The 15,535-nt window shown below is 69.1% G+C and carries 15 protein-coding genes; 9 read left to right on the top strand and 6 right to left on the bottom strand.

Features of this window, described 5'->3' with window-relative positions; all coding sequences use genetic code 11:
* Positions 1–129 precede the first annotated feature (129 nt).
* The 3 genes from DWB77_RS35585 to DWB77_RS35595 all read left to right on the top strand — a co-directional run bounded on the left by DWB77_RS35585 (position 130) and on the right by DWB77_RS35595 (position 4,215).
* Complete coding sequence (locus DWB77_RS35585; protein ID WP_246033751.1) at positions 130–1,392, top strand: serine hydrolase domain-containing protein; 1,263 nt, start codon at positions 130–132, stop codon at positions 1,390–1,392.
* 145 nt (positions 1,393–1,537) lie between these two features.
* On the top strand, positions 1,538–1,897 hold the full coding sequence (locus tag DWB77_RS35590; protein WP_216826889.1) for a hypothetical protein: 360 nt from the start codon (positions 1,538–1,540) through the stop codon (positions 1,895–1,897).
* 311 nt (positions 1,898–2,208) lie between these two features.
* A complete protein-coding gene (locus DWB77_RS35595; RefSeq protein ID WP_120726693.1) occupies positions 2,209–4,215 on the top strand; it encodes a transglycosylase domain-containing protein in 2,007 nt (668 codons plus the stop codon).
* A gap of 31 nt (positions 4,216–4,246) precedes the next feature.
* Here DWB77_RS35595 and DWB77_RS35600 read toward each other — a convergent pair whose 3' ends face one another.
* Together DWB77_RS35600 and DWB77_RS35605 are read right to left on the bottom strand one after the other, a co-directional pair.
* On the bottom strand, positions 4,247–5,575 hold the full coding sequence (locus DWB77_RS35600; protein WP_246033752.1) for a hypothetical protein: 1,329 nt from the start codon (positions 5,573–5,575) through the stop codon (positions 4,247–4,249).
* A 272-nt stretch (positions 5,576–5,847) separates the two neighbouring features.
* Positions 5,848–6,075: a hypothetical protein gene (locus tag DWB77_RS35605; protein ID WP_120726695.1), complete on the bottom strand. Its 228-nt coding sequence runs from the start codon at positions 6,073–6,075 to the stop codon at positions 5,848–5,850.
* A gap of 286 nt (positions 6,076–6,361) precedes the next feature.
* Here DWB77_RS35605 and DWB77_RS35610 point away from each other — a divergent pair, with 286 nt between their 5' ends.
* Positions 6,362–7,453, top strand: coding sequence for an amidase domain-containing protein (locus DWB77_RS35610; RefSeq protein WP_428985206.1), 1,092 nt, complete (start codon positions 6,362–6,364; stop codon positions 7,451–7,453).
* Between the two features lie 165 nt (positions 7,454–7,618).
* Here the strand turns inward: DWB77_RS35610 and DWB77_RS35615 are convergent, their stop codons facing one another.
* Positions 7,619–8,215 carry a CGNR zinc finger domain-containing protein gene (locus DWB77_RS35615; protein ID WP_120726699.1) on the bottom strand — a complete coding sequence of 199 codons (597 nt, stop codon included), beginning with the start codon at positions 8,213–8,215 and terminating at the stop codon, positions 7,619–7,621.
* A gap of 38 nt (positions 8,216–8,253) precedes the next feature.
* On the opposite strand from DWB77_RS35615, the gene DWB77_RS35620 reads away from it, so the two are divergent.
* The gene (locus DWB77_RS35620; RefSeq protein WP_120728617.1) at positions 8,254–9,495 is read left to right on the top strand and encodes an MFS transporter; all 1,242 of its coding nucleotides are present in this window, start codon (positions 8,254–8,256) and stop codon (positions 9,493–9,495) included.
* Positions 9,496–10,052: 557 nt separating this feature from the next.
* On the opposite strand, the gene DWB77_RS35630 is transcribed toward DWB77_RS35620, so the two are convergent.
* Positions 10,053–10,778 carry a dienelactone hydrolase family protein gene (locus DWB77_RS35630; RefSeq protein WP_120726701.1) on the bottom strand — a complete coding sequence of 242 codons (726 nt, stop codon included), beginning with the start codon at positions 10,776–10,778 and terminating at the stop codon, positions 10,053–10,055.
* Between the two features lie 223 nt (positions 10,779–11,001).
* On the opposite strand from DWB77_RS35630, the gene DWB77_RS35635 reads away from it, so the two are divergent.
* Positions 11,002–11,565, top strand: a complete 564-nt coding sequence (locus DWB77_RS35635) for a putative immunity protein (RefSeq protein ID WP_120726703.1) — start codon at positions 11,002–11,004, stop codon at positions 11,563–11,565.
* 82 nt (positions 11,566–11,647) lie between these two features.
* Here DWB77_RS35635 and DWB77_RS35640 read toward each other — a convergent pair whose 3' ends face one another.
* Together DWB77_RS35640 and DWB77_RS35645 are read right to left on the bottom strand one after the other, a co-directional pair.
* Positions 11,648–11,863: a DUF6243 family protein gene (locus DWB77_RS35640; RefSeq protein ID WP_120726705.1), complete on the bottom strand. Its 216-nt coding sequence runs from the start codon at positions 11,861–11,863 to the stop codon at positions 11,648–11,650.
* A gap of 351 nt (positions 11,864–12,214) precedes the next feature.
* Entirely contained in the window at positions 12,215–12,886 is a 672-nt protein-coding gene (locus tag DWB77_RS35645) for a M15 family metallopeptidase (RefSeq protein WP_246033754.1), read from the bottom strand.
* Positions 12,887–13,281: 395 nt separating this feature from the next.
* Between DWB77_RS35645 and DWB77_RS35650 the strand changes: the two genes are divergently transcribed.
* The 3 genes from DWB77_RS35650 (at position 13,282) to DWB77_RS35660 (ending at position 15,512) form a co-directional block, all read left to right on the top strand.
* Positions 13,282–13,575, top strand: coding sequence for a hypothetical protein (locus DWB77_RS35650; RefSeq protein ID WP_120726709.1), 294 nt, complete (start codon positions 13,282–13,284; stop codon positions 13,573–13,575).
* 278 nt (positions 13,576–13,853) lie between these two features.
* Positions 13,854–14,093 carry a DUF5133 domain-containing protein gene (locus tag DWB77_RS35655; protein ID WP_120726711.1) on the top strand — a complete coding sequence of 80 codons (240 nt, stop codon included), beginning with the start codon at positions 13,854–13,856 and terminating at the stop codon, positions 14,091–14,093.
* A 195-nt stretch (positions 14,094–14,288) separates the two neighbouring features.
* Complete coding sequence (locus DWB77_RS35660) at positions 14,289–15,512, top strand: lipase family protein (RefSeq protein ID WP_120726713.1); 1,224 nt, start codon at positions 14,289–14,291, stop codon at positions 15,510–15,512.
* The last annotated feature ends 23 nt before the right edge of the window (positions 15,513–15,535 follow it).

A 15,535-nucleotide genomic window follows, 5' to 3' on the forward strand; every position in this document is an offset into this window, starting at 1 on the left:
GCAGGATGTCACCTCGACCCGAGTACGCCACGCGGCCCCGGACGGCATGGGGGCGACCCAGGATGACGAGTCGACCCGAGTACGACGCGTGCGCCGGACCACGACGGCACCCACGGCGAGGACGCACACATGACTCGGAACCACAGCGCGTTGGGCGGCTTGTTGGCGTTGGTGGCGGCGGTCGGCGGCACGGCTTGCGTGCCCGGCGGCGACATGGCGTCGCACCAGAACGCCGCCGCACAGGACGCCGCACGGAACGCCCAAGCCTCTTCCTACGACCCGAGCACGGTGGGGCACACCACCCAAGCCCCTGCTCACGCCGCCACGCACGCCCCCGCCGACCACCCCCAACTCCGTTACGTACTCAACCGGTTGACCACCAAGGACGGCGGCCCCGGCGCGCTCGTCGCATTACGGGACCGGTCCGGTGGCGAGGTTCTGACCAGTGGCGTCGCGGACGTACAAAATCAGGCGCCGATGCGCGGGGACGGCCGGTTCCGCATCGGCAGTATGACCAAGCCGTTCGTGGCCACCGTCATGCTCCAGCTGGTGGGGGAGGGGCGAGTGGCCCTGGACGCGCACGTGGAGCGCTACCTTCCCGGTGTCGTCCGTGGCCACGGCAACGACGGACGCGAGATCACGGTCCGCGAACTCCTCCAGCACACCAGCGGCCTCCCCGACTACCTCGACTACCTCAAGCCGGAGGACGTCCTCAACAACCCCCGGGCGCACTACGACGCGCGCCACCTCGTAAGGCTGGCGCTCGCACACCCCCGGGCCTTCGAGCCTGGCACCGACTGGAGCTACTCCAATACGGGCTACCTGGTCGCCGGCATGATCATCGAGCGAGTGACGGGCCGAACCTACGGCGACGAGATCCGCCGACGCATCATCGAACCGCTCGGCCTGCGTCAGACGTCCGTCCCGCACGGGGACGACACGGCGATCCGGGGACCGCACCCGCGCGGCTACGCCCGGCCGGGCAAGGACGCGCCCCTCAAGGACATCACCGCGTTGAACCCCACGATCACGGGCGCCAGCGGTTCCATGATCTCCAGCGGCGCCGACCTGGACCGCTTCCTTGACGCACTCGTACGCGGAAAGCTGCTCGCGCCCACCGGGCTCCGGCAGATGATGAAGACCCGTCCGACCGGCAGCCCGGACGGCGGCGCGTACGGCCTCGGCCTGGAAAGCCACCCCCTGCCCTGCGGCGGCCTCGCCTGGGGTCACGACGGAGGCGTCCCCGGCTACCAGGCAGTGGGCGCGGCCACGGTCGATGGAAGGCAGGCCACGGCCATGGTGAACCTCTATCCGGGCGGCACGCAGGCTCAGAACGACGACATGATGGCGGCCGTCCGAACGGGACTCTGCGAGGGCCGATCTTCGCGCTGACCCATGAACCCCCTTGTGGCATCACGGTGTTACGTTGCTCCAAACGCCGAAGGGGTGGCGATGCAGGTGGACAGAGGGTTGAGGCAAGCCGCCGTCCTGGCGCTGAGCGAGCTCGGGCGGAGTCGCCACTATCGAGACCGGGCCGATGCCGGCAGCGCCCTGGCGGCCCTCGCGGACGCGCCGGAGGCTTTCGGGCTGCTCCTCGACCTCGTGCTGGATCCGCAGGACACCCGCGGTCACCCGGGTGACCGCGGAGTCCCTGCTTCGGCGAAAGGACAGGAGCGGGCTGACGATAGTCGCGTCCGCGCTGGCGGCCGCCGACCCGAACCACAGCGACTGGATCCACACCGCGGTCAACGACGTATTCGGCGTCTTCTCCATCGACAGGGACCACGCGATACGCGTGTGTGAGGAGATCTTGCAGGACTCGGACGACCGACTTGCCCGAGGGGCTGAGCAGCTGCGCGGAATCCTGGTCGAGATCGATCCCGCGCTGCACCCTTGAGGAGACGTCCTGAGACAACCGCCGTCAGGGAAGCTCACCGGGAAGGTGTCCGGGAAGGCTTCTGAGAAGGACCGGGCCGGCCTACTCGCGCCCATACACCCCCAACCACCACAATCCGCACCAACCCGCCACCTCTCGGTGATCACTGCGCACTCCTGTTCTAGGGTGTGGGTGGAAATGCCGTAGAGGGGACACTGGGTGTGAGCAGGCGCGGTGGGGCTGGGCAGGGGCGGCAGGGCGGCGAGGAAGACGGCCACGACGTCGCTCGTGGGCGTCGGCGCGCGGCCGTCAAGCGTGGCCCGAGTGCCGCGATGGCGGGGTGGTGGCGGTCGCTCGCGCCGCTCGTCGCCTTCCTGCGCACCGTGCCGCCGCGTCTGCGGCCCGCCTACCCCCGGCCCGGCCGCGCCGGCTGGCGGCGCTGGATCCCGTCCTGGCGCCAGTGGCTCGGGCTGGTCGGCTCCGGGTTCCTCGGTCTGTGCTGCTTGATCGGTTACGCGTACGCGACCACCGACATACCGGACGATCTCAATACTTTTGCGACGCAGCAGGACAATGTCTACTACTGGGCCGACGGCTCCAAGATGGCCCGGACGGGCTGGGTGAGCCGGCAGGAGATGCCGCTCGAGAAGGTGCCCCCGCAGGTGCAGGGCGCGGTGCTCGCGGCCGAGAACGCGAGCTTTTACAGCGACTCCGGGGTCTCGCCCTATGGCATCCTGCGCGCCTTGAAGGCCGCGGTCACGGGCGGCGAGTCCCAGGGCGGTTCGACCATCACCCAGCAGTACGTGAAGAACGCGTACCTCAACCAGGACCGCACGGTCTCGCGGAAGTTCACCGAGATCCTGCTCGCCGTGAAGCTCGACCGGCAGACCAGCAAGAAACAGATACTCCAGGACTACCTCAACACGAGTTGGTTCGGGCGCGGCACGTACGGCATCCAGCGCGCCTCACAGGCGTACTACGGCAAGGACGTCTCGCAGCTCAACCCGAGCGAGGGCGCCTTCCTGGCGTCGCTCCTCAAGGGCGCCGCGCTCTTCGACCCCGCCATCAGCAAGGACAACCACGACCGCGCGGTGGAACGCTGGGGCTGGACCCTGGACCGGATGGTCTCCACCGGCGTCCTCACCCGTGCCGAACGCGCGAAGTACACCAAGTTTCCCGAGCCGTTGGCGCCGACCGTCACCGGCGACGCCAGGGGACAGTCGGGCTACCTGGTCGAACTCGCCAAGGCGTACGCGATCAAGGCCGGCCACATCAAGGACGCCGACTTCGACCTGGGCGGCTACCAGATCTACACGACGTTCGACAAGTCCCGCATGACGGCTCTGACCGCCGCCGTGCAGAAGACGCAGAAGGGCTTCGACGCCACCCGGCGGCCCGCCACCGACGCTCACGCGAAGATCGGCGCGGCGAGCGTCGCCCCCGACGGCCGGCTGCTCGCCGTCTACGGCGGCCCCGACTATCTGAAGCAGGGCTTCAACGAGTCGAACGCGACCACCGTTCCGGTCGGGACGGTCTTCACGCCGTTCGTGTACGCCACCGCGCTCGACGACGGCATCGTGCGCGCCCGCGACAAGCCCCGCACCCCGATCAGCCCGTCCGCCAAGTACAACGGCAACGACGACGTCACGGTGAAGACGCCCGAGGGCCCGTACTGGGACCGCGGCGGCAAGGTGGCGAAGGGACACAACGACGGCGGCCGGAACTGGGGGCAGGTCACCCTGCGCCAGGCCATCGCCAACTCTGTCAACACCCCGATGCTGCAACTCGGCCTCGACGTCGGGCTCGACCGGGTCGACGCGCTCGCCGAGCGCTCGGGGCTGCTCGCGTCGAGCCTGGGCCCGCGCGTCCCGGCCTTCGCCCTCGGCGAGAACTCGACGCCCAGCGCCATCCGCGTGGCCGGCGCCTACGAGACCTTCGCCGCCCAAGGCATGCACACCGAGCCGTACTCCGTGCGCGCCATCTCCCGCAACGGCGCCGCGATGCCCCTCGACAAGCCCGAACCGACCCGCGCGATGTCGGCCAAGGCCGCGCGCGCGGTGACGGACGCCCTGCGGGACGCGGTGACGCAAGGGACCGCGAAGAGCGCCCGCACGGCGGAGCCCGGCACGGGGGGCAAGACCGGTACCACCGCCGGGAACACGGCGGGCTGGTTCGCGGCCAACACCGCGCAGGAATCGACGGCAGTGGTCATCTACCGGATGTCCTTGACCGATTTGGTTCCGCTGCCCCTGACGGGCCTCGGCGGCGACGCACGCAACACCCCTGGCAGTGAACGAGCGGTGCGGCTCTGGTCGGACTACATCAAGGCCGTGAAGTAGGCGTGGCGGGGCAACCGCACCCCGGTCAGGCCTACTTGACCAGCGTCTTCCAGTCCGGTGCCTGGGCCGGATCGAGCAGGCGCAGTTGGGCCAGCACCTTCGGGTCCTGGGCGTCCAGCCAGTCGGACAGTTCGCGGAACGACACGCAGCGCACGCCCTCGCGGGGGCAGACGTCCTTCATGACGTCTTCGACGGCCTTCATGTAGATGCCGCCGTTCCAGTCCTCGAAGTGGTTGCCGATGTACATCGGGGCCCGGCTGCCGTTGTACACGCGGTTGAAGCCGTTCAGATACGACTTCCGGGTCTGCTCCAGCCACGCCGCGTACTTCGAGGGGTCGCCCTGGGTGCTCTCGCCGGACTGGTTGTAGAGGAAGTTGAAGTCCATGGAGAGGACTTGCACCTCTTTGTCCTGCAACGGCATGAGTTGCAGGGGGAAGTTCCAGATGCCGTCGAGCTTGTTCGGCCACAGCTGGAAGTCACCGGAGGAACTCGCGTCGTAGCGCCAGCCGTACGGCTTGATCGCGGTGATGAGGTTCTTCTGCCCTTCCAGGCAGGGGGCACGGCCGCCGACGACCTCGCGGTCGGGATCGAAGGGGAGGGGCGCCTCGTCGGTGAATCCCGTGTTGGTCTTCCACGTCTTCACGAACGAGTACGCCTGGTCTATCTCGCTCTTCCACTCGGCGGGGCTCCAGTCGCCGCCGCCCTTGGGGCCGCAGAAGTGGCCGTTGAAGTGCGAGCCGATCTCGTCGCCGTCGGCCCAGGCGCCCCGCAGCTGCTCCAGGGTGGTCTTCACGTGCTCGACGGTGGGGTAGGAGATGGCGGCCGATCCCTGGCTGTGCTGCGGGGGTCGGTACAGCATCCGCTTGCTTTCGGGCAGCAGGTAGATGCCGGTCAGGAAGAACGTCATGTGCGCCTTGTTGGCCTCGGCGACCTGACGGAAGTGCGAGAAGAGGTGGTCGTCGCCCTCCAGCGCGCCGTCCCAGGAGAAGACCACGAACTGCGGGGGCTTCTCGCCCGGCTTCAGCCGCTGCGGCTTGAGCTGGCCGGGCTGCGGGCCGGTGTAGGAGGTGGAGCCGTCTCCGAGCACCTTGGTCTTGCCGTCCCAGGCCTCGTCCTTGCCCTTGGCGGGGCCAGCCTTTCCGGCCGGTCCGGAAGAGGGGGAGGCCGAGGACTTCTTGCTCTGCTCGGCGGCGTCGGACGGGCTGCCCGCGGTGAGGGCGTACGCGGTGGCCGCGGTCGCGCCCAGCGTGAGGATGGCGGCGCCGACTCCGAACCTCTTGCGGTTCTGCGCCTTCCTGCGCGCCTTGCGGACGGCCCGGGACTCCGCCGGGACACGGGAGGCGTCGTCGGTGTCAGCCATCGCAGTCGTGTCCCCCATGGTCGCCGTAGCCGCCGTGCGTGTGGATAGTTGGTATGAATATAGAACTTATTTGGCACGCCTGTCGCACCACAAGTCCCCCCGGTCGCCCCTCTCGCACCACACCCCGTGGTCGTGGAGGCAGCAGCCAGGTGTGGAGCGGTCTGCGCGTTTTGCTCAAATAGCGCGGAACCAGCAGAAATCGGCAGTACGGATGCGGGGCCCGGCGTACTCCGCCGAGCCCCGCACCTGTGAGGATTCCGCCCGCTGTCCCGTCAGATGTCGACTTCGGTCGGCGTGTAGCCGACGGCCGCTTCAGTACCCGGGGTTCCGGACGGCGGGGTCCTGCCGACGCGGTACCGGACGTTGCCGTGCTCGACCACATCGCCGGCCCGGTAACGATCCACCACGGCGGGGTCGAACGCGAAGGGACCCGTGGCGCCATCGGGCCGGCCCTGCTTCGAAGCCACCCCGATGACCTCGCCGTCGTACTCGTTCGTCATGCGTCCTCCTTGCTGTTCGGGCGGTGACGCGACCGTCTGGTCCCGCCGCCGTCGTCGTGCCCCATGCGCCTGCCCGAGCACGGCGGACGCACACACCACGCGGCCGCGGATTCCGGCTCTTATCCCCGCCGTGAGACCGGGGGTCGGGTTTCGGCCGCCGAACGGGTCCAAAGACGCGGCGACTTATGCCAAAATTCCATCCCCCTGGTCCATGTGGACCGGTGACAAGGGGAAAATAGTGATATCAAAGACATTCCGACCTGCCCTAGGCGTCGCCTTGGCCGGGATCCTGTCGTCGGCGTTCCTGCCGACCTCGTTCGCGAGCGCCGCGCCTCGGCCGCACGCGGCGGACGGCGCGACCGTCAGCACCTTCGCCCGCATCGCCGGGGACGTTCTCTCGCAGCGCAGCCAGGCCCTGGTCGAGGACCGGGGCGGACGCCACACCTCGGCGCCCACCGGTGCGAAGGCCCGTATGTCGGCGCAGTTGAAGCGGGAAGAGGACGCCGCACTGGCGTCGCTGCGGTCGCGCAAGACGCGGCTGAACGCGCTCGGCGAGAGCTACACCGGCGCGGACACCCACGTCTCCGTGAACAAGGCCACGGTGTCCGGCAAGCAGGCGACCGTGGAGGTCACCGAGGACACCACGCTCACGTACAAGAAGGTCCGTGGCGATGAGCCCGCCACGACCGGCTTCCGGACGCGGTACGAGCTCGCGCTCACCAACACCGCTGGATCCGCTTGGGAGTTGACGTCGATCAAGTCCCAGGACAACGGCCCGGTCGCCGTCAACGAGCCGACGGTTGCCAAGACCGCCGTCGTCACGGACGACGGGCAGACCTACCCGGACGGCACCCCGGCGTCCACGAAGTACCCCGCTCCGGCGAATCCGAAGACGAAGACCGGTACGGGTTACGACTACGCCGCGATGGCCGCGTACGCCGAGAAGTACTGGAAGTCGTACAACCCGGCCTACCGGCAGTTCAACGGCGCGGGCGGCGACTGCACCAACTTCGTCAGCCAGGCCCTCAAGGCCGGCGGCTGGAAGAACGTGCCCGGCTCGACGGACGACTACCGCAACTGGTGGTACGACGGCGCCCTTCAGACCAACTCCTGGGTCGGCGTGAACGACTTCGCGTGGTTCACGCTCTCCAACCAGCGGGCGACCAACCTGGCCAACGTCTACCAGATGGACGTCGGCGACGTCCTTCAGATGGACTTCGACCGGGACGGCTCCAAGGACCACTCCATGATGGTGACCTACCGGAGCAGCACGGGAACTCCGTACCTCACCTACCACTCGACCAACACCTACCGGAAGTCGCTGGCGAGCCTCATCGCCTCGTACCCCAACGCGGTGTACTTCGCCTACCGCACCTGACGGTCGGGCCCGGCGGACGGCTTCCCGTCCGCCGGGCCTTGCCCAGGGCCCCCTCCGGCGGCCGTCACGGCTCTGGAGCCCCCACCTCTCCCAGCCACCGCCGTTCTGTGGAACGCGAGTTGGCGCCGATGAGGATGAAGCCGCCTTGGCCCCTGGGTGTTTGTCCTACACGATGTCGCCTGACTGCTCGGCGGCGTGGGAGCGTCGATGTGCCGCGACTCGTTCGCGTGTCGCGCATCGGCGGGAGCAGTAGCGACGTTCCGGGCCACTGCCTTGGGCGATGAAGACGTTCTGGCAGCTGGACGATGCGCAGATCCTGCCCGGTGGCCGTTGACGGTCCCAGACGAGTACGGCCAGGGCCATGCAGGACGAGGCGAGGAACCACTCGTCCCAGGGCGCGTCGTCGTCGTGGTCGAGGTGGGGATGCCACGGGGCGCTGCCGCGATGCGAGCTGAGGCGGAGCGGCCCCGTGTGTTCCTGGAGGAGCCGGTTGAGGACGGTTGCCGCCTCATCGGCGTGCTCGGCGGCGAAGACCTGTCGGAGCAGTGTGGCGGCTTCACGCATCCCGGCGACGCCGCGCGGGTCGAGGTCGATGGGGTCGGGTTCCCCGTAGGCGCGCAGCACGTCGGCGACTTCGGTCGGGTCGGGCCGGTCGTCGATGAGTGCGTTGATCAGAGCAGCGGTCCGCCGCGCTGTGGTGAGCACGGAGTGCCGGGTCGACCAGTCGTCGCTGGGGGAGGCCACGGATGAAATGTAACGCATCTTGCTGAGGTTTGAGTTACCTCCGTAACGTCTTGCTGATGAAATCGCGTTACTCCACCTCCACCGCTAGCTATTTCGCGGGAGCAGTGGCGGCTCGTACCGGGGACGAGGTGTCAGGGCCGGCGTTGATGCTGGCGGGCTTCGCTCTGTCCGGGTCGACCATCGAGGCCTCGTCCCTGCTCGCGAGCATCACCATCTCCGCGGCGGTCGGCGGACCGGTGCTCGGGACGCTTCTCGACAGAGCGAGGCGGCCGGGACGTCTGTTGGCAGCGGCCATCGTCACGTACGGGGTGGGATTGACCGTGATTCTCATGGGACTTGGCCGGTTACCGTTCGAGGTCACCCTCGTGATCGCGGCACTGACAGGGCTGTTGGGACCGGCCCTGTCGGGTGGCTGGACGGCCCAACTCCCTCGCGTGGTCCCGGACGGCTCCCTGGCCCGGGCGAACGTGCTCGACGCGATGACGTTCAGCGTGGCAAGCCTGGCCGGGCCTGCTCTGGCCGGCGCTGTGGCCCAGATGCTGGGCGCACCGGCGTCGGTGATGGCCTCCGCGATCCTCATCGTGCTGGCCCTGCCCGCCGCCTGGACGCTGCCCCGCCGCCCCAGTGAGGCGCCTGGCCCCCGGCCCACCTCGTTGACCAGCGACCTAGGGGCCGGGATACGGGTCATCGTCGCAAGGTCTTCCTTGGCCCGAGCCACCTTGATCTCGGTCAACTCCTGCGTGGCTCAAGGCATGTTGATGGCGAGCGTGCCCCTCGTGGGCGAGCGCGTGCTGGGCGGAGCCGGCCGTGGCACGTTGCTGCTCTCCTGCGTCGCGGTCGCCGCCCTCGCGGCCAGTGCGGTACTGGCTCGGTTCCCGCGCTCAGTCACCCCCGACACGATCATCTGGGCCAGTGCTCTCGTCCAGGCGGGCGCGCTGGCCTTGGCGGCGTCGGGGCGACCGGTCGCGCTCATCGTGGCCGCCCTCATGGCCGGGGTCGGTGAAGGGCCCCAACTGGCAGCCCTGTTCGCGATCCGCCATCGGGAGTCCCCGGAACACCTGCGCGGCCAGATCTTCACGACGGGTGCCAGCTTGAAGATTTCCGGATTCGCCCTGGGGGCGGCGGCCGCCGGACCGGCCGTGACCTGGTCCCTTCCGGGCACCTTGATGATCGCGTCAAGTGTGGCGCTCCTCGGGGCTTTGGCTTTCTTCGCCTTTCCGGGGCCGGGGCCGGGTCCGGGTTCGGCGCTGGCTTCGGTAAAGGCCGAGGTCGGCACGGGACGCGATGTCTCGAGATGACGTGACGTCAAGTCCGCGTCGGGGGCATCGGTGTATGCGGCGAAAAGGATCAACGCCCGTGATCGTCATCTGACCGGGTGTCAGTGGGGTCTGCTTTCATGGTCAGAGGGTCATGGTCGTGGGTGACGGCGCGTGAAGCGCTTCGGTCGTGAAAGGGGGAGAGGCCTGTGAGGGCGACATGGGTGAGGCCGTACGTGAAGGCGGACGGCACCGCGGTTCGAGGGCACGTACGCCGATTACCGGATCTCGGAGGGACTGCGGGAGGTGGTCTGCTGTTGTTCGTGGCCGTACTGCTGATCGTCGGGTTCGGCACGCACTCGGATGCGGATGCGGGTGCGGCGTCCGAAGGCAGAACCGGCCCCGGGGCCAAGCCGAACTCGACGGCCTACCCCATCAAGTGGCCCGCCTGGGACGAGGCGGGGGCAAGGGTGAAGGGGGAGGTCCAGGGGAAGGTCGGGGGAGGAGACCAAGAGCCACGGAGAACCGTGACCTATCCGATTCCGTGGGACACGGGACGGGCATGGTGAGCCGGCGCCCTGCACAGCAGAGGCCCGCTCTCAGTTGGGCACTGGCAGGCATTCGGAGAGCAGGCCGACGACGTCCCGCCAGGCTCGCTGCGCGTGCCGTGGGTGGTAGCCGACGCCGGGGACCGCGGGGTGATCGACCGGCGGGTGGTGGAAGGCGTGCAAGGCGCCGCCATAGATCGTGAGGCGCCAGTCGACACCCGCGGCCTGCATCTCGGCGGTGAACGTGTCCCGTTGCGCGGGCGCCATGATCGGGTCTTCGGACCCGACCCCGGCCCACACCGGGCAGCGAATGCGCGCAGCCTCGCCCGGTCGGCCCGTGGTGGTCGCGTTGACCGTCCCGATCGCGCGCAGGTCGACGCCGTCGCGACCGAGTTCCAGCGCGATGGCGCCCCCGGTTCCGTAGCCGACGGCGGCGATCCGGTCGGGGTCGGTCCGCGGTTCGCTGCGCAACACGTCGAGTGCCGCATGGCCGATGCCCCGCATCCGGTCGGGGTCGGCGAGCAGCGGCATGCAGCGGGCCAGCATCTCCTCGGGGTCACCCAAGTAGCGTCCGCCGTGAAGGTCGAAGGCCAGCGCTACGTATCCCAGCTCGGCGAGCGCGTCGGCCCGGCGGCGCTCGACGTCGCTGAGCCCCATGCCCTCGGGTCCGAGCAGCACCGCGGGCCGACGGTCGACACCGGCCGGGAGGGCGAGGTGCCCGATCATCGTCAGACCGTCGGCCTGGTACTCGACTGTGCGCGTGGTAACCGTCGTCATGCGACTGGACTGTAATGATCGTCGCGTTCGGTCGGGCCTGTGTTCACCGCTGGCAGAACAGCGTGGGTGTACCTCTGAGATGACGATCAACTGGCCCAGGGTGTCTGGTTGTTAGGTAGGCGGGGTGCCCAGTGCACGCCCCCCGAACGTTCGCCGGTTTCCGCTCGTTGTGCGGTCACCAGCGCGCGAAGGTTCTGCGTCCGCCCCAACTACCGTTCCCATCATGGAAGATGGGACGGTGACAGCGGAAGTGAGCGAGATCGTTCTGAGTAAGCAGGACCTTCGTGCGGTCGTCGAGTTCGCGGCGTCGTGTGCGGAGGCAGCGCTCGAGACATTCGAGGCCGATCAGCCGGGGGACTCGCGGCCGCGGGATGCTGTTTGTGCCGCGTGGGAGTTCGCCCGGGGCGGCGAACGGGGAAAGCTTCTGCGCGACACCGCGTCGGCTGCCCTGAAGGCGGCCAAGAGCGCGGACAGTGCTGCGGCGCGCGAGGCGGCCTGGGCAGCGATGTCCGCGGCAGGCGCCGCCTACCTGCACCCCTTGGCCAAGGCCACCCAGGTCAAGCACATTCTGGGCGCCGGCGCCTACGCCGCCAGAGCAGCCGAACTGGTCGCCGGTGACGATCGGAGTGTGGGCGCCGGGCAGCTTGAGCAGATGGTGCAGCGTGCGACACCCACCGTCGTTGACGTGCTCAAACGCTTCCCTGAGGCGCCGAGCGGCGGCGGACGAGTCGGTGAGCTGATCCGCACGCTGGACGCCGAGCTTCGTTTGCTCACCTTCCCCGCATGACGTCCAGCGTTCCGCTCAGCGTTCCGTTCAGCCGGCGCGGCCGTAAGCCAGTGCTTAAGCGCGGGAGCGGGCGGCGGCGGCGTCAGCTCTGTGCGGCGTCGTCGTTCGCCTGCGCGTCGTTCTCCGCGGTGCCTGCCTTCTCCCGCATCTTGCGCACCAGCTCGGCCTTCTGGTCGGCGGCACTCTGGCGGTCGAGGTTGCGGTGCGGGCCGTTGTTCTGCCGTTCGGCGCGGGACAGCCGCTTGCGCTGGCCGCCACCCATGCCCACGGGGTTGTTGATGTTCTTGCTCACGGTCATGGGTGCTCCGGTAAGGGTGTGAAGTGATCTGCGGATTCAGGGGTGGGGGACGGGCGGGGGCGCGTCTCGCGACGTCATCGGGAGCCCGTCACGCTCGCACTCGTAAATCGGCGTCTGGACATACGACAATGACGTTACCTGGTTCCCTCGGCCCTGCACACCAGCTCTTTGGCCCGCCTGGTACCGGCCCGTCTTTCAGCAAGCGCCCGGAGCAACCGTTGCCCGGAGGGACCTGAGCGCCGTCGGCGTCCGTCGCCGGTTGCACCGTGCGTAAAGCGCTGCTTTCACTGCGATGCGTTGCCCTTCGATGCGAGGCCCCCCACGCCAGGTCGCATGTGCCCGCTCAGGGGGTCACGCCGAGCGCCCGTTGGCCGAGAAGTGCTGGTAGTCCGGCGGGTCCCAGCGGCCACCCCATTGCCAGCCGGCCTCGCTCATCGCATGGGTGATCACGTCCCCGGGGTGGATCATGCCCTTCGCCTGCTGGGACCGGTCCAGGAAGGCCGCACCTGCCTCCGGATACACCTCCTCGTTCACGTCGACGTACGGGTTCTCCAGGGTGTTGATGTCCACCGCGTCCCCGTACGAGTGCTCCGAGACATGGGACGGATCGCCGGTGACCGCGCGGCAGTTGAAGGCCGAGGTGTTGTCGGCGGCCATCGCCGCCTCGTCGTCGCCGTCGAATTCGGCCATCACCCGCATCTGCCGAATGGGGAATTTCGCTTGCAGGGCCCGACCGAACACCTCGAGCAGCGGGGCCACCGCCCGCTCGCGCACGACGAGTTCGCCACGGTGGACCTGGTCGTCGAAGCCCCAGTGATTCATCTGCACGAGCCGCAGGCCGGACGGCGGGACCGGGCAGCCGGGATGCCAGCTGAGGCCCAGCTTCGCTGCCGGGACGGCGGTGACGACGGCGTCGAGGACGGGAGCGGACGGGCGGGCTACGGCGACAGGGCCGGGAAGGCCGCAAAGGGTAACGGCGCACACCACGAGCGTGGCGGCGGTACGGGACCGGATCTTGCTCACCGGACAGACATAGCGCGTCCCCGTCGCCCGAACACCCTGGGCGTCTGGAACGCGGGAGGCTGCGCGAAAACTTCCCCCGAATGCAGGGATCTCGTCCCTGCCCGTCCCTGCCCGTCCCTGCCCGTCGCGAAAGCTGGGCGGGACCGGCCGCGCGCGAGGGCAGCGGATCGAGACCGCTCCGGCGTGAACCGGACGCACCCCTACAGCCCCCGGCCGGACCCGGCAGCCGAACCGCGCCCGCCCCGACGGCGCAGCGCAACCGTGGGAGTCCGGAAGCCGAGGCATTCCGGTTGGCGGTGGCGAGTGTCCCGAAGTGAACAGTGGGCCGTGAGGGGTGAGACTTGAGGGAACCGGGCCAGGCGTCGCCCGGTACTCCTGCGAAGCAAGGGAAGAACATGGCCTGGGCATCTTGGACCACGGTGGGCATCCATGTACTTCCGGGCGTCGTGCAGGCCGAGGAGTTCGGCCAGATGCAGGGAGACCTCACCATCCACACCACCTGGTCGGACCACGAGGCACACCTCGCCGTGCAGTACTCCGGCGCCTCCGAGTGGTACGCCCTCGTGGGCAGCCCCGTGCCCTGCCACTCCGAGGAGGACAGCCGCGCCTATCACCAGGCCGTGGTGGACGGCGTGCGCGAAGGGGAGCGGGCACAGGACGTACTGAGGCGACTGTCCCGGACGGCCTGAGCACGGGAGCACGGATTTGTTCGGCGGGGGGCGAGGGCGGAGCCAGGCCGCAGGGGTGGGCTTCGGGGCGCATCGCCGGTGCCGGGGGCGGGGCTGCGTCCGGCGCGCCAGGACCGATTCCGGCATCGGGTTTCCCTCCAGGTCCTCTCCACTGGCCGCGCCGATATTGGCTGTCGCCCCCCCGGTCCTGGCCGCCCCCGCTTCGGCATGTGTGATGGCCACGATTCGGGGCAGACGGGACACGAAACCTACACACCATGACAAAAGGGACGAAACGGATGTTGATGGCCCACCCCGCGGTCCTGAAGAACCTGATCGAGCAGTACGAGACCCTGAGCGTTCCGCAGGTCGCACACGCCGGCACCCCCGAGGTGCAGCGGCGGCTCGACGACCTCGCCTACACCCTGTGCGTGTCCACCGGCACCCGGGACATCGGCGCCGCCCTCGCCGTGGCCCGCCATCAACTCACCGACACCGCCGCGCACCATTCCCACGAGGGCGCCCTCCAGGCCGCGTGACGCCCGGCGGGGGCGGGCCGCCGGTTGTGTGCCGTCCCCGTGGTGCACCACCTGCCGGGGGTGGCACCGGCCGCGCCCGTCCCGTGGGGCCGGGACATGCGACACCCCTTAGGGACCCTGAGGGGGCTGGCCCCCTGGAGGAGCCGGGGGGCCGCTCCATGTCCCGGCACAGCGGTCGGCAGGCATGATCCAGCCATGACTTCACGGCGTACACAAGCACGCATCCTGGTCGGCGCGGCGGCCCTCGGCACCGTATCCGCCCTCATGGCACCGGTCTCGGCGACCGCGGACTCTTCCGGCGCGCAGTTACAAGGAGGGGCCGTCGTCTCCGTCGAGCGAGCGGTCGACCTCACAGCGGAGCAAGTGGCGGGACAGCTTCAGGGGAAGATCGACTCGTCCCAGGTCCGCTACGGCGTAACCGCCTATCGGGTCACCTACCGCACCACGGACAGCGGGGGCGCCCGCACGACGGCGAGCCAACTCGTCGTGCTGCCCAAGAACGGGGCGCGCCATCTGTCCACCGTCTCCTGGCTGCACGGCACCACCGTCTACCGCAAGGACGTCGCCTCGGAGAATCCGCAGTCGACCGACCGGCTCGTCGCCCTCCTGCTCGCGTCGACCGGGCGAGCGGTCTCCGCACCCGACTACGTCGGCCTCGGTTCGGGCGAAGGCTTCCACCCCTACGGCGACCCCGCGGCCACCGTCGCGGCCTCGGTGGACGGCCTGCGGGCGGCGCGGGCCGTGGCCCACCGCAACGGCCGGGAACTGGAGCGGAAGGTGGACGTCAGCGGCTTCTCGCAGGGTGGCCCCGCGACCATGCTGGTGGGCCGGGCGCTACAACAGGAGGGCGCCGACCGCTACTTCCGGCTGGGAGCACTCGCACCGGTCAGCGGCCCCTACAACCTCTCCGTCTTCGAGGCCGCCGCAGCAAACGACGAGATCAACAACTCCGGCCTCTATCTCGCCTACTTCGTGACCGCCTGGAACAGGATGTACGGCCTGTACGCCTCGCCCAATGATGCCTTCGCTTCCGGTTACGCCGACGACGTGGAGGGTCTCTTCGACGGCTATCACACCCCCAAGGACATCACGAAGGTACTCCCGACGACCTCCAAGGTCCTGTTCAAGGAGGATTTCCTGAACAAGGTCCGCAAGCCCGACGGTGTCCTGAAGGACAGGCTGCGCCCGATGGACCACACCTGTGACTGGCGGCCCGACGTACCGGTGGAGATCTTCTACGGTCGGGGCGACAAGGACGTCGACCCCGGCCACACGGCGTACTGCGCCGCCCAGTTGAGGCAGAACGACGCGGCTCCGCGAGTGACCGACGTCGGCGACTACGACCACAACGGGTCGGTTCTCCAAGCCGTGCCCCGGATCATCCGGTTCTTCGACGAGTCGGCGGCGAAGGGCAACTGACGCGCCACCAAAGGCGGTTGGTC

The organism is Streptomyces hundungensis, assembly GCF_003627815.1.
In the GTDB taxonomy this organism is placed as follows: domain Bacteria; phylum Actinomycetota; class Actinomycetes; order Streptomycetales; family Streptomycetaceae; genus Streptomyces; species Streptomyces hundungensis_A.